Genomic DNA, 17,933 nt, shown 5'->3' with positions numbered 1-17,933 from the left:
GGGTGACGGAGCGTGTCAGATCGAGGAGTTGAAGGCCGCGACCGGCACGAGGCCGGATTCCGCGCCGGGGAGCGCGCGCTGCAGACGGTCGGCGAGCTCCTCCGCGCCCAGTGCGGCCAGATCGGCGAGGGAGAGGCGATCCGACGCGTCCTGAGGCTCTGTCAGGTCGGTGGTCGGCCGGATGCTGGTTACCGGTGTCATCTTCGTTTCCTTAGGCGCGGTTAGGACCGGTCGAGGGTGGGAAAGCCACCCAAGTTCGAGACTGCGACCACGATAGACCCAGCCGGGCCTTTGCAAGACGGCTTGCGGTCTCGACTTGGCGCCCCTTGCCGGTCGAAGCCGTGCAACGGCGGCCGCAGCCCCAAAAATTCACCCGTTCAGCGGTCGCGCGCTTCGCCCTGGCGCACGCCGAAGCGTGGACGCCAGGCCGGGGCGCGACCGGCGCGACCGGCGCCACCGCGACGGGGTCTCCCGCGACCGGCGGCCCCGCACGCACACGCCGTCCGGCCGCACACCCCGCGAGCACACGCCCCACGACCGCACGCCTCGACCGACCTGCCGAACCACGACCGCCCTCAGGCGCCGCCCGGACCTCGCCCCGGCTCGCCCAGTCCGCGCACGGCCCGGTCCAGCTCCCGCGTGAACTCCATCCCCGCGCCAGTGAGTTCACCGCTCGCCAGCAGCGTTCCGGCCGCCGCGCCGGTGTGCGCCCGCCAGCGCGCGAACTCCCGCTCCGCCCGGGCCCGGTCGCCCTCGCCGGCGGCCGCCTCGGCCCGCCAGAAGTCCGCGACGCCCAGGTGCGCGTACGTCCCCTGCAACAGCGCGCCGACCGGGCGGAGGTCGGGCCGCCAGGGGGCGTGGTAGACGGCGGCACCGTTGGGCCGGTGCAACGGCACGAGGTCGAGCAGGGCGCCCAGTTGGACGTGCAGGAACTCGTGCACCAGGGCCAGCGCCAGCAGCACCGGATCGCCCGGCAGCGAGGCCGCCACCCCGCCGTACGCCCGGCGGGCGGCGGCGCTGACGGCCTCCCCGCCCGGGGCGGGCCGCAGCGGGACGACGGTGGTGACGCAGGCCGCGACCGCCTCCGAGTGCCGCCGGTGGCGGCGCACCAGGATCTGCCACGCCTGCGCCAACCGTTCCTCCCACCGGCCGAGTTCGACGGAATCGAGCGGCCCGGCCGGGGGTCTCCCGTAGTCCACCCGGCGCGGCCCGAGGTGGTCGATCACCGGCCCCCACCGCAGCCCGTCGCACTCAAGCGCGAGCGCCGGTCCGAACCCGGAGCCGGAGCTGGCCCCGGCTCCGGCTCCGGCTCCGGCCCGCACGAACTCGCCCAGCCCGCCCAGCGAGACGGTCTCGCCGGCCGCGAGGCCACGCAGGCAGCCGGCCGCCCAGGCATCCAACTCCGGCCGCAGCAGCACCTCTTCCCACCGCGCCCGGTCCGCCCGGTGCAGCGCCCACACCTCGGCGCACGCCTCGCGGTAGCCCTCGTCGTCCGGGGCCGCCCGCCGCAGCGCCAGCAGCAGCAGCACCCGTTTGCTCAACTGCCCGGCGCGCAGCAGCCGGACGGCCTCCGGTCCGCCGCGTGCGCCCGCGATCGCCCGGAAGGTCGCCCGGTCCACCCCGTGCCGGGGCAGTCCGTCCGCCCCGCGCGCGCCGGGCACCCCGGCCGCCACCACTTCGCCCGTACCTGCCACCGGTCATCCTCCTCGCCCAGAGCCGGTCACACCGGCCAGTCCGGCCATGTCCGCCCGCAGTCTCCCCGCGATGTGGCGGATCAGCCGGTCCAGGTCCGCGCAGTACACGGACGGGTGAGCGAAACCCCCGGCGGCGCCCCCGGCGGCGCCCTCAGCGACACCCCCGGCGGCGCCCCCACCAGCACCCCCCGCCGCGTACCGGTGCGCGTAGAGCCCGCCGCCGCAGACCCGGGCCAGCGGGCAGGCCGCGCAGACCGGCCCGAGCCCGCCGAGGCCGCGCTGGCGGGCCCGGAAGGCCGGGTGCGCGGCGGCCTCGGCGAAGCCGTGCCGCCAGACGTCCAGACCGGTCCCGGCGGCGCCGTCGAAGGCCACCTTGAGGCTGTCCGCCTGTTCGATCGTGCCGTCCGCCTCGACCACGACCAGGTCGACCGGCGCCAGGCCCACCGCCTCGCTGGCCGCCCGGCCGCCGAGCAGCAGGACGGCCAGCTCCTCGAACAGCCGCACGCCGGTCTCCCGCCGGGGGGCGTCGTACCAGCGGTCGAACGCGGCGATCAGCCACTCCCCGTACGGCGCGGGCTCCCCGCCGCGGGGCGGCGCGAGGGGCACCGTCCGCCGCACCCCGGCCGGCTGGGTCTGCCAGGTCGCGTGCGGCAGCAGCAGGTCGAGCCGGGGCGGGGAGAACTCCAGCAGCGCCTCGTAGGTGGCCACCGGGTCCGCCCGCAGGTCGACGACGCAGAGCAGCCCGGCGAACAGGTCGCGGTGCTCGGCCGAGCCGAGCAGTCGTACGGCCTCGGCCGCCCGCGCCCAGCTGCCCGCGCCGGAGGGCAGCAGCCGGTGCCGGTCGTGGTCGGCCCGCGTGCCGTCCAGCGACACCCCGACCGCGACCCGGTAGCGGTGCAGCACGTCGAGCAGGGCGGGTTCGTCCAGCAGCCGCAGCCCGTTGGTCTGCAGGCTGAACCGGATCCGCGGGCCGGCCGAGGCCAACTCGCCCAGCAACGCGTCCAGGTGGGCCGCACCGACGAGCAGCGGCTCGCCGCCGTGGAGCACGACGGCCACCTCGTCGAGCCGGTGCTCGGCCGCGTGCTCGGCGATCCGCCGGGCGGTCCGGCCGGCCGTCGGCAGCGCCATCAGCCGCGGCCGGTCGCGCCAACTCTGGTCCGCGCCCTCGTACATGTAGCAGTAGTCGCAGGCCAGGTTGCACCGGCTGTGGATCTTCAGCAGGAACTGCCGGAACGGCACCATGCGCGCGAGCCTAGCGCCGTCCGCCCGGCCCGGGCCCTCCCCGCCCCGCGCCCCGCCGTCACACGGGCAAGCCGCCGCCGGCCGTCACCCGCGCCCCGCCGTCACACGTGCGGCGGCTCGACGTCGGAGTCCAGCCGCTGGCCGGCCTTCACCGCCACCGTCGTCGGGTGCTCCTCCCCCAGGGTCACCCGGGCCCGGCGGATGCAGTCCGCCCGCAACTCGGCGGCCCGCTCGGTCTCCCCCACCGTGGCCAGCGACAGCGAGAGGTTGGAGTTGATGCCGATGGAGTCGTAGTGGTCCGGGCCGAGGGTCGCCGTCATCAGCGGCGCCGCCTCCAGCTCCAGCGCGAGCGCCGCCGGTGTCTCCCCGGCCAGGGCGAGGTCGTTGGCGTGGTTCATCATCGCGATCGGGATGTAGAGGTGGTGGTCGCCGAGGACGGTCCGGAACTGCGCCAGCGTCCGCCCGGACAGTTCGCGCGCCTCCGTGGCCCGGCCGGCCAGTCGCAGGTAGACCGAGAGGTTGTTGGCGCCGGCCAGCGTCACCGGGTGGTTCTCGCCCAGGTAGTCGCGGTAGCGCCCGAGCGCCCGCTCGGCGAGCGGGATGGCCCGGTCGGTGTCGCCGAGGGCGTTGAGGTCGCTGGCGAGGTTGGTGGCGGCGGCCAGGGTGTCGGGGTGCTCGGCCCCGTTGATGTCCAGGTAGCGCTGGTAGATGTCCTCGTCGATCTCCAGTGCCTCGTTGTACCGGCCGGCCCGGCGCAGCGCCACGGCGAGGTTCTTGCGGGCGCGCAGGGTGTCGGTGTGGCCGTCGCCGATGGTCTGCTGGTAGATCCGGACGGTCTCCTCCAGCAGGTCCAGCGCCTCCCGCAGCCGCCCGGTCTCGCGCAGGTCGCGGGCGTAGTTGGAGGCGGAGGAGAGCGCGTAGAGGCTGTGCGCGCCGAGCGCGTCGCGCTGCTGGAGGTAGTTGCTGCGGTGCCGTTCGAGGGCGGCCTGTCGGTCGCCGGCCAGGTAGTCGGAGACGGCCAGGTTGTTGGTGATCATCAGGGTGCGCGGGTGGTCCGGGCCGAGGGTGCGCCGGGCGGCGTCCAGGGTCCGCCGGTCCAGCGCCCGGGCCTCGTCGTAGCGGCCGAGGAAGCGCAGGTCCGCGCCGAGGCTGTTGGCGACGGCGAGGGTGTGCGAGTGCTCGGGGCCGAGGGTGGCGGTGAACCGCTCCAGGATGTCCCGGTCCATCTCGTACGCCTCCTGGAGGGCGCCCTGGGAGCGGCGGATGTTGCTCAGCTGGGTCCGCAGCATGAGGGTCTGGGCGTCGTTGTCGGCGTCGAAGTCGGGCCCGCCGTAGCCGTCCTGGCGCCAGTGCTCCAGGGTGCGCTCGGCGAGTTCCCGGCCGGACTCGTGCAGGCTGCGCTTCCACTGGTAGCGGACCGAGTCGATGATCCACTGCCGGACGTCCTCGTCGGCGCTGTCGACGGCACCGGACGGCCAGAGGTGGGGCAGGAGTTCGGCGTACTCGGACCAGTTGGCGGGGATGTCCGGGTCGCCGGGGTTGGCGGTGGCGAGCGCGGCGTGCACGACGGCGCGCAGTTCGGCCCGCCGCTCCTCCTCGACCTGGTCCCGGAGCACGGCCTGGACCAGCCGGTGCACGGTGATCGTCTCACTGCCCTGGTCGGTGCGGGCGAGCCCGAACCGGTTGATGGCGCGCAGGAACTCGCCGATCGCGAGCTTGTCGCGGGGAGCGCGCGGGGGCAGCCGCAGGGCGCGGGTGACGGCCCGGCTGTAGAGCAGCCGCATCGGGATGGCGTCGGGCCCGAAGAAGGCGCAGATCTCCAGGATCTGGGCGGCCGGAGCGTTCATCCGGCGCAGTTCCTCGACCGAGATGCGCCAGGTCGCGGCGGCCGAGTGCGGGTAGTCGGCGGTGCGCAGCCGGGTGCGCTCCAGCATCTCGGTGAGCTCTTCGTCGAGCAGTTCGAGGTAGGTGGCGATCGGCATCGACGTCTCCTGGAGCCAGACCGCGGCCTGGCCGACGGCGAGCGGCAGGTCGCCGAGCCGGTGCGCGACCTGATCGGCGTCCTCCGGGGAGAGGCCGCTGTTGAAGCGGCGCAGCAGCCGGACGCTCTCCTCCCGGAGGAAGACGTCGACCTCGACGAGGCCGGCGTGCCGGGCCCAGCCCTGGTTGCGGGAGGTGATCAGCACGTGCCCGCCGGAGGATCCGGCCGGCTGCCAGGGGGCGAGTTCCTCGGGGGTGCCGGCGTTGTCGAAGACCAGCAGCCAGCGGCGGTACGGCTGACCGCGGCGCAGCGCGTCGAGCACCGCGGCGGCGGTGTGCGCGACGTCGTCGCTGCTCGGTACGCCGAGCCGGGGGGCGAGTTCGGCGAGCTTCTGCGGGATGTTGGCGGGCTCCTCGGCGGGGACCCACCAGACCACGTCGTAGGCGGCCTTGAAACGGTGCGCGTACTCGGCGGCGATCTGCGACTTGCCGGCGCCGCCGAAGCCGTAGAGGACCTGGCTGAGCACCGCGGCGGGCCCGCCGGTGAAACGGTTGCGGAGCAGTTCGAGCAGCTTGCCGCGACCGATGAAGGAGGCGTTGCGCGAGGGCGCCTCCTGGACCTGCGGGGCGGTGCCGGGGAAGCGGGCCGGGGCGGCGAACTCGCCGCTGTCGGAGTCGCTTTGGCGGTGGCCGCCGGGCGGCGGGCCGAGCTCGCCGTACAGCTGGGACTCGGCGGCCACCGCCGAGGAACGGACCAGGTCGGGCGCGGCCCGGCCGACGAAGGGCCGGGGCACCGGCTCGTCCGAGTCCTGCAGCCGCAGGGCGACCAGCGCCGGTGAGCCGGAGGCGAGTTCGCGCCCGTTCAGGAGCTGCCAGACCTCGGTGGCGCGGGGCAGCGCGGTGTACTCGGGCGAGAGCAGCGCGAGCAGCCGGCCCTGCCCGTCGAGCGGCCCGACGACCTCCGGCGGACGGCTGCCGCCGTAGGGCTCGGCCGCGTTGTGCAGGGAGGCCTGGTAGCCGAAGCGGGTGAGGGTGCCGGCTGCCCACTCGGCCCACATCCGGTCCTCGGGCGCGTAACTGACGAAGACCTGGCGGGGCACCGCGCGGGCGGAGCGCAGGTAGGCGCCGTAGAGCCGGCGGCGGGTCTCGGCGCTGAGCGGGCGCAGGGTGCGGACCTGTCCGTCGGTGATCCACCCGGCCAGCCGCTCGAAGGCGTTGAGCAGGCTGCGGGCCTCCTGCGGCCGGTCGGCGACGGTGGCGGGCACCTCCTCGTAGGCGTAGAACGGCTTGTACGGCACCTCGACGTCGGCCCAGTAGCCGGCCCGCCGCTCGGCGGCCAGCCAGCGGCCGAGGTAGGGCGCGAAGGACTCGCGGGCGTAGTCGCGGCCGGCTTCGAGGCGCTCCTGCTCGGCGTCCTCGACCCGCATCGGCACCGGCAGGACCCGGATGGCCCGCTCCTCGGCCTCGGCGATGGCCCGGGCCGCGTCGACGCCGCCGCGGATGTTCTGGGCGCTGAAGGTGAAGCAGTCGACGACGGTGTCGGGCATCAGGACGGTGCAGATGCCGGAGGTGTCGCTGACGCCGGTGCGGCTGTCGATGAGCACGTAGTCGTAGGCGCTCGCCCAGCGTTCGCGCAGTTCGCGCAGGAACTCGCCGCCGCGGATGTCCCGGCCGTGGTAGAAACTGCGCCAGTTGAAGCTGGTGACGGCGGCGGCGTAGGCGGCGTTCTGCCGGCCGGCGGGCAGGAAGTCGAGCCGGCCGCCCGGGGGCAGGTCGAGGGCGAGGCCGCAGATGTAGCCGTCGAGTCGCCCGGGCTGGTCCAGCCAGGCGGCCGGGGGCAGGCCGTCCGGTCCGACGGCGGAGGGCAGCGCCTGCCGGACGTAGGAGCGCAGCAGGTCGATCAGGCCCTCGGTGGAGTGCAGTTCGGGGTCGACCAGCAGCGGGTGGTAGTAGCGGTGCAGGCCGGGCGCCTCCAGGTCCCAGTCGACCACCAGCACGCGCAGGCCCCGGCTGGCGAGGATCCAGCCGACGTTGGCGAGCGCCATGGTCCGGCCGGTGCCGCCCTTGAACGAGTAGAACGTGACGACCGATCCCGGTCCGCCGCGCCCCGGCTCTGCGCCGGACTCAGTGATCATCGTCCTGGTCTCCCCTCAGCGACGCCGTGTCGTCCTGGCTGTGGCGCGGATTGGGCACGTCTCCCGGGCCCGGTTCCGGATCGGGCCGCGTGGACGGGCTGCGGCGCGGGCCTGGCGGTCCGGCCGGGATGGCCAGCCCGGGCATCGCCGGGCCGTTCGCGCCGTCGAGGCCGAAGCCGAACGCGGCACCGCCGCCATCGTCCCCCCAATCGAAGTTGTCGTCCATGAGCTTGTTCTGAGCGACCGTCACCATGATGGTGAGATCGGAGTCGAAGCTCTCCCGGTTCACTTTGACCCGGAACAAGTGCTCCGGATCGCTCCGGCGCAGCCAGTTGCGCCGGAACACACCGCGCACGCCGGCCCACAGCGCGTCGCGCTCCGGTCCGCGGGCCGGATCACCGCTCCCGTCCGGGACCATGACGCCGGTGACCGGGTGGTTGTGGTCGTCGTACTCGCGCAGCGCGGACCGGTAGCGGTCGGTGCCGGCCATCCACGGGTCCACCAGCAGGACGCTGACCTGGCTGTCCTCGCGGGCCTGGTCGAGCTTCTCGCCGAGGCCGGTGCCGACCTCCTCCAGCGTGGTGGTGTGCCCGGCGGCGGTGATCACCTGCTGGGCGCGCACCGCCAGGGACGGCTGGGTCGGCGGGTGGTAGGGCGCCCAGTGCCACGGCTTGGCCCCGTACCAGCCGCCGGCCTGCGAGCCTCCCGCCACGGCGGCGTCGGAGGCCTTGCCCGCCGCGATGAACAGCCGGACCATCCCCGCGGCGCGCGGGGGCTCCATGGCCGCCGGCCCCGGGAAGTAGCCGCGCACCGCGCCGAGGTCGAAGTCGGCCAGCTCGGTGAGCCGACGGGCGGCCGCGTCCCGGACCCGCTCGGCGACCACCCGGACGACCTGCAGGTAGGCCTCGCCCTGCGGTCCGGTGCGCAGCAGGGCACGCAGGCCGTAGCGGGCGTAGGCCTCGCCCATGTCCGGCTGGGCCCACTGGATCTTGGTGACCTCCTCGGCCAGCTCGCCCGGCACGACGGGCTCCCAGAGCACCGGGACCAGGGCCGGGATGAGCTCGCCCTGGTCCTCCTGGTGGCGCCGGACCCGGCCGCGGAAGGCCGTCCACTCCTTGCCGCAGTAGAGGCTGGCGAAGTAGGCGGGCGAGTAGAGCGCGACCATGGTCCGGCTGCGGCCCAGCATCCTGGCCAGCTGCTCGGCCCACTCGTCGCCGAGGCGCAGCTGCTCGGTGTCCCGGTAGGCGATCTCGTCGGCGCGGGCGGCCGGCTCGATCCGGCCGAGCTCGTCCCTCAGGTCGTTGAAGAACTGGTCCACGAAGGCGTCCTCGGCCTCGTAGTCCCGACGCGCGTAGCTGAAGAAGAAGTAGGGCTTGCGCTGGTCCTGCTGATGCTCCAACACCTGTGTCCCCCCGAGCCCGACGGTGCCGCGACGGCGCCGGTTTCATACCCAGCATGTCGTGAACTCCACCAACCGCGCCGGAAGTTGCCGAGTTCGACGGCGGCCCGGGGGTTTAACCGGCGGTCAGCCGCCCGGTCGAGGGCCGGCCGTCGAGCGGCGGGTCAGCGGTCGAGTGCGGACTGGAAGGCGGCGAGCGGCTCCGCGCCGGGGGCCAGGGCGTCCGCGACCACCCGGCGCAGCAGATCGCCGAGGACGGTGTCGGGCAGGGCGTCGAGCTCGTCGAGCGGCAGGGCGGCGACATCGACCAGGTCGGAGCCGAGTCCAGCAGGGGTTTCCGTACCGGTGACGCCCATCAGTCCCTCACTCGATCGTGCCGGCACAGCGGGTCACTGGCCGGAAGAGACTCGACCCAGGGTCCGCGACGGGCAGCATCCTACACCTGGACGGTGACGGGCCGTCAGCTTCGCGCGCTCGCCGCGCCCGGGCCGTTCCCAAGACCGACACCGACGACGACACCGACGACGGCGCCGACGCCGAGACGGACGACGGCGCCGAACGGCTACGGGCAGAGCCGCTCCACCCGCCACCCGGTGGGGTCGGCCGGCTCGGCGAGGTAGCGGAGCCGGTCGTGCAGCCGGTTCTCCCGCCCCTGCCAGAACTCGACGCTCTCCGGGATCACCCGGTACCCGCCCCAGAACGGCGGCACGGGCACGCCCTCGCCCTCCGGGTAGCGGCGTTCCAGTTCGGCGTAGCGCTGTTCGAGGACGGCACGTCCGCCGACCGGGCTGGACTGCTCGCTGGCCCAGGCGCCGAGCTGGGAGCCGTGCGGCCGGGTGCGGAAGTAGGCGGCGGTCTCGTCCCGGCCGACCTTCTCCACCCGGCCCTGGACGATCACCTGGCGGGCCAGCTCGATCCACGGGAACAGCAGTGCGGCGTACGGGTTGACGGCGAGCTCGGAGCCCTTGCGGGAGCCGTAGTTGGTGAAGAACACGAAGCCGCGCGCGTCGTAGCCCTTGAGCAGGACGGTGCGCGAGCTGGGCCGCCCCTGGGCGTCGGCGGTGGAGAGCACCATCGCGTTGGGCTCGACCACGCCGGCGTCGGCCGCCTCGTGGAACCAGCGGGTGAACTGGCCGATCGGCTCGGGCGCGAGCTGCTCCTCGACCAGGCCCTCATGGCTGTAGTGCTTGCGCATCACGGTGAGGTCCGGGCCGGGCCGGGCCTCGTCGGCCAGGTTCCGGGTGGCGGGGCTCAGGGGCGTCGACTGGGCGCGTTCCGGGGTCTGCACGTCAACATCATCCCGTACGACAAGCAACCGGCACCGCTACCTCCGGACAAACCCCGGTGGGAGTTAAGGTGTCTCGCCACCGCTCGGCCACCCGCCGTACGGTGAATTGTCCGGAACACGGCGTTTGGTTCCGGAGATTCCCGGGCACGACCGACCCTCGGCGAAAAAGTCAAGCGGGCCCAGGGGCAACATCACCGCGGTGGTGTATGGCGTAATGCACCCCGTGCCTGCCACTCTGGCACCGAGTGCCAACCACCATTCGGTCACTGGCGCGCCGCCCCACCACGGCGCAGCGCCGATCGCAGAACTGAAGGAGCCGTCGTATGTCCGACTTCGTACCCGGGCTTGAGGGAGTCGTCGCGTTCGAGAGCGAGATCGCCGAACCCGACCGTGAAGGCGGCGCGCTGCGGTACCGCGGTGTCGACATCGACGACCTGGTGGGGAAGGTCTCCTTCGGCCACGTGTGGGGCCTGCTGGTGGACGGCAAGTTCAACCCCGGCCTGCCGGCCGCCGAGCCGTTCCCGATCCCGGTGCACTCCGGTGACATCCGGGTCGACGTGCAGTCCGCGCTCGCCATGCTCGCCCCGGTCTGGGGCCTCAAGCCGCTGCTGGACATCTCCGCCGAGCAGGCCCGCGACGACCTCGCCCGCGCCGCCGTGATGGCGCTGTCCTACGTGGCCCAGTCGGCCCGCGGCCAGGGCCTGCCGATGGTCCCGCAGAGCGAGATCGACAAGGCCGAGACGGTCGTCGAGCGGTTCATGATCCGCTGGCGCGGCGAGCCGGACCCGAAGCACGTCAAGGCCATCGACGCCTACTGGACCTCCGCCGCCGAGCACGGCATGAACGCCTCCACCTTCACCGCCCGCGTCATCGCCTCCACCGGCGCCGACGTGGCGGCCGCGCTCTCCGGCGCGGTCGGCGCGATGTCCGGCCCGCTGCACGGCGGCGCGCCGTCCCGCGTGCTCGGCATGATCGAGGAGATCGAGCGCACCGGCGACGCCACCGCCTGGGTCAAGAACGCGCTGGACAAGGGCGAGCGCCTGATGGGCTTCGGCCACCGCGTCTACCGCGCCGAGGACCCGCGCGCCCGGGTGCTGCGCCGCACCGCCAAGGAGCTCGGCGCGCCCCGCTTCGAGGTCGCCGAGGCGCTGGAGAAGGCCGCGCTGGAGGAGCTGCACAACCGCCGCCCCGACCGCGTGCTGGCCACCAACGTCGAGTTCTGGGCCGCCATCATGCTGGACTTCGCCGAGGTGCCGGCGCACATGTTCACCTCGATGTTCACCTGCGCGCGCACGGCCGGCTGGTCGGCGCACATCCTGGAGCAGAAGCGCACGGGCCGGCTCGTGCGCCCGGCCGCGCGCTACATCGGCCCGGGCCCGCGCCGCCCCGAGGAGATCGAGGGCTGGGAAGCCATCGCCCACTGACCACCTCGGTACCGTCCTGAGCAGCGGGTCCGGCCTCGTCCGGGCCCGCTGTTTCCGCAGCTGGGAGCCGCGAAGATCACATCTCACCGGGCGGACGACCGTACCCCGGCCGGGTCCGCGGCCGGTAGGCTGCGCGCGTGGCTCAGATCCAGATCCCCGCTGACATCAAGCCCGCAGACGGCCGTTTCGGCTGCGGACCGTCCAAGGTGCGCCCCGAGGCCCTGAGTGCCCTCGCCGCCACCCAGACCTCCCTGCTCGGCACCTCGCACCGCCAGGCCCCGGTCAAGAACCTGGTCAAGCGCGTACGCGAGGGCGTGAGCAGCCTCTTCTCGCTCCCCGAGGGCTACCAGGTCGTCCTCGGCAACGGCGGCTCCACCGCCTTCTGGGACATCGCCGCCTTCGGCCTGGTGCGGGAGAAGTCCCAGCACCTGGACTTCGGCGAGTTCTCCTCCAAGTTCGCCTCCTCGGTCAAGGCCGCGCCGTGGCTCGCCGAGCCGACCGTGATCAAGACCGCCCCGGGCACCCACCCGCTGCCGGTCGCCGAGGCCGGCGTGGACGTCTACGGGCTCACCCACAACGAGACCTCGACCGGCGTCGCGATGCCGATCAAGCGCCCGGTGGGCGCGGACGAGGGCTCGCTGGTCCTGGTGGACGCCACCTCGGGCGCCGGCGGCCTGCCGGTGGACATCACCGAGACCGACGTCTACTACTTCGCCCCGCAGAAGTCCTTCGCCTCCGAGGGCGGCCTGTGGCTGGCCGCGTTCTCCCCGGCCGCCCTGGAGCGCGCCGCCGAGATCGCCGGCTCCGGCCGCTACATCCCGCCGTTCTTCGACCTGCCGACGGCCATCGACAACTCGTCGAAGGACCAGACGTACAACACCCCGTCGATCGCCACCCTGTTCCTGCTGGCCGACCAGCTGGAGTGGCTGAACGGCAACGGCGGGCTCGACTGGGCCGTCGCCCGTACGGCTGACTCCTCGTCCCGGCTGTACGCGTGGGCCGAGAAGTCCGGCTACGCCACCCCCTTCGTGGCGAACCCGGCCGAGCGCTCCCAGGTGGTCGGCACCATCGACTTCGACGGGTCGGTGGACGCCGCCGCGGTCGCCGAGGCACTGCGTGCCAACGGCATCGTCGACACCGAGCCGTACCGCAAGCTGGGCCGCAACCAGCTGCGCATCGCGATGTTCCCGGCGATCGACCCGGCGGACGTCGAGGCGCTCACCCACTGCATCGACTACGTGGTCGAGCAGCTCTGAGCACCGACCCCACGCACGGCTGAGGGCCACCGCCTCCGGGCGGTGGCCCTCGCGCCGTTCCGGCCCATCCGCCCTTTCGGGCCTACTTGCCGACCATCGAGCTGATCAGCACGACGACCAGCAGCAACACCAGGGTGCCGGTCACGATACGCATACGAGTCTTGGGATCCACGGTCAACGAGCGTACCTCCGTCTCACCCCCGACCGAACGCCGAGGCCCGCCCCGCACCCCGGGACCTGCCCCGACGCCGAGTCCCGCCCGCCCCCGGGGCCCGCACCCCGGGCGTCAGCTCCAGTGGGCCAGCGGCCAGGCGTGCAGCGAGGCGTAGTGCGCGGAGACGCCGTCCGGCTCGCTCCGCATCAGGTGCAGTTCGGTGGCCTCCCACATCGGCCCCCGGTATTCGGCCAGTGCGGCCGCCAGGGCCTCCAGCTCGGCCGCCGCGACGCGCTGGGCGGCCCGCCGGCGGCCGCGGGAGGAGCCGGCCCGGGCCAGGGTGAGGTGCGGGTGGAAGGTGAAGGTGTCGAGTTCCCCGGTCAGCTCGGCGGTGGCGTCGCCGACGGCCTCGGCGAGCCGGCGCAGCGCCCAGGTCTGCCCCTCCAGCCCGGCCCAGAGCACCCGGTCGCCGAACCGGCCGGCGCCGGACACCCGCAGCCGGTGCGCCGGGTGGACCTCGGCGACGGCGGCCAGGTCCGCCTCCAGCTCCGGCAGCCGCTCGGGCGCCACCGCGCCGAGGAAGGCCAGCGTCAGGTGCCAGCCCTCGACGGTGGTCCAGCGCAGCCGGTCGGCCCCGGGCAGCCCGCGCACCGGCGCCACCGCATCGGACAAGCCCTGCAGCACGTGGACCGGCGGGAGGACCGCCACGAAGAGCCTCACACCGCCATCTTCCCTCGAACGTCGGTTTGGGCTAGAACGGCCTCTGTGATTCGTTCCAGCAACATCAAGATCCGCACCGGTGGTCCCGAGGACGTTCCCGCCATCCTCGCCCTGCTCGACGGCGCCGTGGGCTGGCTGGCCGGCCAGGGCCGCACCGGCCAGTGGGGCGACCAGTCGTTCAGCACCGTCCCGGCCAGGGTCGAGCAGATCGCCCAGTACGGCACCGAGCCGTTCCTGATCCGCCTCGCCGAGGACGACGAGGGCCGCGCGGTCGGCTCCTGCGTGCTGTCCGAGCAGCGGGGGAAGTACATCCCCGCAGTGGACGAGCGCGAGCTGTTCATCCGCAACCTGGTCACCGACCGCAGCCGCAAGGGCTCGGGGATCGGCGCCGCACTGATCGCCGACGCGGTCGAGGAGGCCCGTCGGCGCGGCATCGGCCTGCTGCGGGTGGACTGCTACGGGGGCGCCGACCGCAAGCTGGTCGGCCAGTACCGGGCGCTCGGGTTCACCGAGACGGAGTCGTTCGAGGTCGAGCAGCCGAGCGGGATCTGGCCCGGCCAGGTCCTCGCCATCCGCCTCTGACACCGCTGCCCCACCCCTGCGTCACACACCCCGGGGGCGGCCACCGCCCCCGGGGTTTGACGCACCGTCAGCAGGCCGGAGCCAGCCCCGACTTGGCGGTGGCGACGGCGCGCGGCACGAAGGCCACCACCCGGCCGCCACGTCCCGGGTGCAGGTCGAACCGCACCCGCAGGTCCGCGCTGCGGGCCAGCACCAGGCCGACCACGCCGGCCGCCAGCGCGGACACCAGCCCGCAGGCCAGCAGGCCCAGCCGGGGCCCGTACGAGGCGGTCACCCAGCCGACGATCGGGGCGCCGATCGGCGTGCCGCCGGTGAAGACCAGCACCAGCAGGCCCATCACGCGCCCGCGCATCGCGGGGTCGGTGGCCAGCTGCAGCGAGGCGTTGACGGAGGTGTTGAAGCTGAGTCCGAACACCCCGACCAGCATCAGCAGCACCGCGAAGGTCCAGTAGTCGGGCGCGAACGCGGCCACCACCTCCAGCGCGCCGAAGGCCAGCGCCGCCCCCACGAGCCGGCGCAGCCTGGGCACGCCCCGGCGGGCCGCGAGCAGCGCGCCGGTCAGCGAACCGACCGCCATCGCGGTGTTCAGCAGGCCGTACTGCCCGGCGCCGACCTTGAAGGTGTCGTAGGCGAACCCGGAGAGCAGCGTCGGGAAGTTGAAGCCGAAGGTGCCGATGAACCCGGCCAGGACCATCGGCCAGAGCAGTTCGGGCCGCTCCTTCACGTACCGCAGGCCCTCCCGCAGCTGGCCCTTCTCGCGGGCGATCGGCTCGGTCGGGCGCAGTTCGCTCTCCCGCATGGCGAGCAGCCCGCCGATGACGGCGACGAAGGACAGCGCGTTGACCGCGAACGCCCAGCCGCTGCCGACCGCGGCGATCAGCAGGCCCGCGACGGCGGGGCCGACCAGCCGGGCGGTCTGGAAGTTGGCGGCGTTCAGGCTGACCGCGTTGGCGAGGTCCTTGGGCCCGACCATCTCGGACACGAAGGCCTGCCGGGTCGGGTTGTCGACCACGGTGACCAGGCCGAGCAGCAGCGCGAAGGCGTACACGTAGTACGGCGTCACCACGCCACCGAAGGTCAGGGCGGCCAGGCCGGCGGCCAGCAGGCCCATCGTGCCCTGGGTGTAGATCAGCAACCGGCGCTTGGGCATCCGGTCGGCGAGCACGCCGCCGAACAGGCCGAGCAGGAGCATCGGCAGGAACTGCATGGCGGTGGTGATGCCGACCGCGAGCGGGCTGCCGGTGAGGCTGAGCACCAGCCAGTCCTGGGCGATCCGCTGCATCCAGGTGCCGGTGTTGGACACCACCTGGCCGGCGAAGAAGTAGCGGTAGTTGCGGACGCGCAGGGAGGAGAACATCCCTCCGGGCCGGGTGAAGCGGGCGCCGGCGGCGGACGAGCCGCTGGACGACGAGCCGGTGGCGGACGACGGCGTGGCCGAGTGGGTCCGGCCGGGAGCGGCGGGGTCGTCCGCCGCGGTGCGTTCGTCGGGGTCGTCGTCGCCGCTGCCGGGCAGCCCCGTGGGGGCGGGTGCCTGGAGGTCGGCGGCCGCGGCGCCCGCCGCGGTGGGGTCGGTGGTCTGGTCGTCGGTACGGATGGCGGCGGCGCTGGCTGCGGCCGGCGGTGTCACGGTGGTCTCCCCTCGCGGCGCGACGGCCCGGACGAAGGCCGTCGCGCTCCTGGTTTCGGTGGTCGGTCCTGCGGTGATGCGGTACTCCTTCTTCTCCCGGCGGCCGGCCGGGGTCGGTGTGCCTAGAGGTGTGCGAGCTTGTAGAGCACGGGCGCGGCCTCCCGGAGGACGGCCCATTCCTCCTCGTCGAGCCCCTCGGCGAGCTCGGCGAGCCAGACGTTGCGACGCCGACGGCTCTCCGCGAGGATCGCCTCGGCCTGCTCGGTGCTGCTGACGACCACCTGGCGGCGGTCCTCGGGGTGCGGCTCCCGCCGCACCAGGCCCTTCTCCTCCAGCATCGCGACGATCCTGGTCATGGAGGGAGGCTGCACGTGCTCCTTCCGGGCGAGCTCACCCGGTGTGGCCTTTCCGCATCGGGCGAGGGTGCCGAGCACCCCCATCTCGGTGGGGCTCAGCGACTCCTCGACCCTCTGGTGTTTGAGTCGACGGGAGAGGCGCATCACGGACGACCGCAGCTGATTGACCGCTGCGAGGTCCTGCTCGGACATCTCGGGCATGTTCTTTAGCTTACGTCATTACTCTCCCTAAGGAAAATGCGTTCACTTCGCGCCCCATCAGCCTCACCGACCCTCGCCCCGCCCGCCCGTCCACCCGCCACCCCGTTAGCCCGACCAGCCCTCCGGCACCACCGGCACCACCGCACCAGCCCCTCCGGCACCACCGCGCCGGAAGATCGGCCCGGTGCGATGCTGGTCGTAGGCCTCGATCCGACGCGCCGCCGGGCGCCCGCTCCCCCTTCCAGAAGGGCCGACACCACTCCCAGAAGGGCCGACCAGACATGTCCGACCTCGCCGCCGAGCAGAACGACACCGGGTTCGCCCGCCTCGCCATGGTCACCATCGACTGCGCCGACCCGGTCGCGCTGGCCGGCTTCTACGGCGAGCTGCTGGGCTGGGAGACCCGTCATACGGACGAGCAGTTCGCGATCCTGGACAACCCGGAGGGCGGCAGCCCACTGGGCTTCGGCCGGGTCACCGGCTACCGGCCGGAGGCGTGGACGGAGCCGGACGGCGGCAAGCACTTCCACCTGGACTTCTACGTGGACGACCTGGACGAGGCCATCGCGAAGGCGCTCGCGCTCGGCGCGACCGAGCCGACGTACCAGCACGGCCGGACGCTCAAGGTGCTGATCGACCCGGCCGGCCACCCGTTCGGGCTAGCCCCGTTGGAGTAGCCCTGCGCAGGCGTTGTCAGGAATTGGTGCCAAGATCATGTAGGCCCCGTAAATGCCCATCCTGACCTGGGATTTCACGAAAAGCACGAACATTGTGCGACTGCCGGGTAGTGGTTACTGTCCCGGTTGTCAGGGGCACCACTACGCCAGGTCTCCCTTCGGCGGGACCATTCTCCCGTGCCCACCTCCGCACGCGTTCCCCCGGCCTTCCCCTCCTCGGCCACCCGCGTCCGCCCGAGTCCTGGCGCCCTTATCCCCGCATCCCTCCAGGGAGCTCTCTTGGGTGAGATCCATCATGCCGACCACGGCTGGGTGACACCGGCGGTCTCGTACTTCGTCGCCTGCCTCGGCGCCTTCGTCGCCCTGCGCAGCGCCCGTTGGGCACTCGTCTCCCAGGGCCGCACCCGGGTGGTCTGGCTCCTCTTCGCCTCGACCTCGCTCGGCGCCGGGATCTGGTCCATGCACTTCATCGCGATGCTCGGCTTCTCCGTCTCCGGGGTCGAGATCAGCTACCAGCCCTGGCTGACCGTGCTCAGCCTGCTGGTCGCCGTCGCCGTGGTCGGGATCGGCCTGTTCACCGTCGGGTACAGCCGCCGTCCGGTCCTGTCGCTGCTGGCCGGCGGGCTGACCACCGGCCTCGGGGTCGCGGCGATGCACTACCTCGGCATGGCCGCGATGGTCCTGCCCGGCCACCTCCAGTACGACCACGTCACGGTGGGGCTGTCCGTCGCCATCGCGGTGTTCGCGGCGACGGCCGCGCTCTGGGCCACGCTGAACATCCGCGGCACGCTCGCCGTCCTCGCGGCGGCGCCGGTGATGGGCGTGGCGGTCTGCGCGATGCACTACACCGGCATGGCGGCGCTCTCGGTGCAGCTCGACTTCTCCCACTCCACTCAAGACGGGGTGATGGCCCTGCAGTTCATCTTCCCGCTCGGGGTCGGACTCGGCTGCTACATCTTCTTCGGCTCGCTGGCCTTCGCCGTCTCGCCGAGCCGCGCGAGCTCTCAGCCGCTGCTGGTCGGCCCGGCGGCCCCGCTGGTCCCGCGCCCGCGGCGGCCGCTGAACCAGGCCGGCGCCAGGCGCTGAGCCGGCCGACCGAAGCTCCGGAGGCGTGGGGGGGGGGGCGCCCCCCCCCCCCCCCCCCCCCCCCCCCGGCCCCCCCCCCCCCCCCCCCCCCCCCCCCCCCCCCCCCCCCCCC

The 17,933-nt window shown here is 73.5% G+C and carries 15 protein-coding genes; 5 read left to right on the top strand and 10 right to left on the bottom strand.

Going from position 1 to position 17,933, the window contains the following annotated elements:
- Positions 1-15: 15 nt before the first annotated feature.
- From ACIOJE_RS35615 to pdxH, 7 genes are all read right to left on the bottom strand, one after another.
- Positions 16-201 carry a hypothetical protein gene (locus ACIOJE_RS35615; RefSeq protein ID WP_400782136.1) on the bottom strand — a complete coding sequence of 62 codons (186 nt, stop codon included), beginning with the start codon at positions 199-201 and terminating at the stop codon, positions 16-18.
- Between the two features lie 374 nt (positions 202-575).
- Positions 576-1,694 carry an aKG-HExxH-type peptide beta-hydroxylase gene (locus ACIOJE_RS35610; RefSeq protein ID WP_400782134.1) on the bottom strand — a complete coding sequence of 373 codons (1,119 nt, stop codon included), beginning with the start codon at positions 1,692-1,694 and terminating at the stop codon, positions 576-578.
- A 3-nt stretch (positions 1,695-1,697) separates the two neighbouring features.
- Positions 1,698-2,936, bottom strand: coding sequence for an FxsB family cyclophane-forming radical SAM/SPASM peptide maturase (locus tag ACIOJE_RS35605; RefSeq protein WP_280678711.1), 1,239 nt, complete (start codon positions 2,934-2,936; stop codon positions 1,698-1,700).
- 101 nt (positions 2,937-3,037) lie between these two features.
- Positions 3,038-7,051, bottom strand: coding sequence for an FxSxx-COOH system tetratricopeptide repeat protein (gene fxsT / locus ACIOJE_RS35600; protein ID WP_280678713.1), 4,014 nt, complete (start codon positions 7,049-7,051; stop codon positions 3,038-3,040).
- Positions 7,041-8,453 carry a TIR-like protein FxsC gene (locus ACIOJE_RS35595; protein ID WP_400782131.1) on the bottom strand — a complete coding sequence of 471 codons (1,413 nt, stop codon included), beginning with the start codon at positions 8,451-8,453 and terminating at the stop codon, positions 7,041-7,043. The genes fxsT and ACIOJE_RS35595 overlap by 11 nt, the downstream gene beginning before the upstream one ends.
- A gap of 161 nt (positions 8,454-8,614) precedes the next feature.
- Positions 8,615-8,806, bottom strand: coding sequence for an FxSxx-COOH cyclophane-containing RiPP peptide (gene fxsA / locus ACIOJE_RS35590; RefSeq protein WP_280678717.1), 192 nt, complete (start codon positions 8,804-8,806; stop codon positions 8,615-8,617).
- Between the two features lie 206 nt (positions 8,807-9,012).
- Positions 9,013-9,645, bottom strand: a complete 633-nt coding sequence (gene pdxH / locus ACIOJE_RS35585) for a pyridoxamine 5'-phosphate oxidase (protein WP_400782212.1) — start codon at positions 9,643-9,645, stop codon at positions 9,013-9,015.
- A gap of 416 nt (positions 9,646-10,061) precedes the next feature.
- Between pdxH and ACIOJE_RS35580 the strand changes: the two genes are divergently transcribed.
- A complete protein-coding gene (locus tag ACIOJE_RS35580) occupies positions 10,062-11,162 on the top strand; it encodes a citrate synthase 2 (RefSeq protein WP_280678719.1) in 1,101 nt (366 codons plus the stop codon).
- 137 nt (positions 11,163-11,299) lie between these two features.
- A complete protein-coding gene (gene serC, locus ACIOJE_RS35575) occupies positions 11,300-12,418 on the top strand; it encodes a phosphoserine transaminase (RefSeq protein WP_400782129.1) in 1,119 nt (372 codons plus the stop codon).
- Between the two features lie 286 nt (positions 12,419-12,704).
- Here serC and thpR read toward each other — a convergent pair whose 3' ends face one another.
- Positions 12,705-13,292 carry an RNA 2',3'-cyclic phosphodiesterase gene (gene thpR / locus ACIOJE_RS35570; RefSeq protein WP_280678723.1) on the bottom strand — a complete coding sequence of 196 codons (588 nt, stop codon included), beginning with the start codon at positions 13,290-13,292 and terminating at the stop codon, positions 12,705-12,707.
- 45 nt (positions 13,293-13,337) lie between these two features.
- On the opposite strand from thpR, the gene ACIOJE_RS35565 reads away from it, so the two are divergent.
- Positions 13,338-13,874 carry a GNAT family N-acetyltransferase gene (locus ACIOJE_RS35565; RefSeq protein ID WP_280678725.1) on the top strand — a complete coding sequence of 179 codons (537 nt, stop codon included), beginning with the start codon at positions 13,338-13,340 and terminating at the stop codon, positions 13,872-13,874.
- Positions 13,875-13,941: 67 nt separating this feature from the next.
- Here ACIOJE_RS35565 and ACIOJE_RS35560 read toward each other — a convergent pair whose 3' ends face one another.
- On the bottom strand, positions 13,942-15,231 hold the full coding sequence (locus ACIOJE_RS35560) for an MFS transporter (RefSeq protein ID WP_280678858.1): 1,290 nt from the start codon (positions 15,229-15,231) through the stop codon (positions 13,942-13,944).
- 392 nt (positions 15,232-15,623) lie between these two features.
- Positions 15,624-16,058: a MarR family transcriptional regulator gene (locus tag ACIOJE_RS35555; RefSeq protein ID WP_280678727.1), complete on the bottom strand. Its 435-nt coding sequence runs from the start codon at positions 16,056-16,058 to the stop codon at positions 15,624-15,626.
- A gap of 281 nt (positions 16,059-16,339) precedes the next feature.
- Between ACIOJE_RS35555 and ACIOJE_RS35550 the strand changes: the two genes are divergently transcribed.
- Together ACIOJE_RS35550 and ACIOJE_RS35545 are read left to right on the top strand one after the other, a co-directional pair.
- The gene (locus ACIOJE_RS35550; protein WP_280678729.1) at positions 16,340-16,735 is read left to right on the top strand and encodes a VOC family protein; all 396 of its coding nucleotides are present in this window, start codon (positions 16,340-16,342) and stop codon (positions 16,733-16,735) included.
- A gap of 279 nt (positions 16,736-17,014) precedes the next feature.
- Positions 17,015-17,821, top strand: a complete 807-nt coding sequence (locus tag ACIOJE_RS35545) for an MHYT domain-containing protein (RefSeq protein WP_280678731.1) — start codon at positions 17,015-17,017, stop codon at positions 17,819-17,821.
- Positions 17,822-17,933 lie beyond the last annotated feature (112 nt).

This window comes from Kitasatospora sp. NPDC087861 (assembly GCF_044742585.1).
GTDB lineage: Bacteria > Actinomycetota > Actinomycetes > Streptomycetales > Streptomycetaceae > Kitasatospora.
This window is presented reverse-complemented; position numbering and strand designations above follow the sequence as displayed.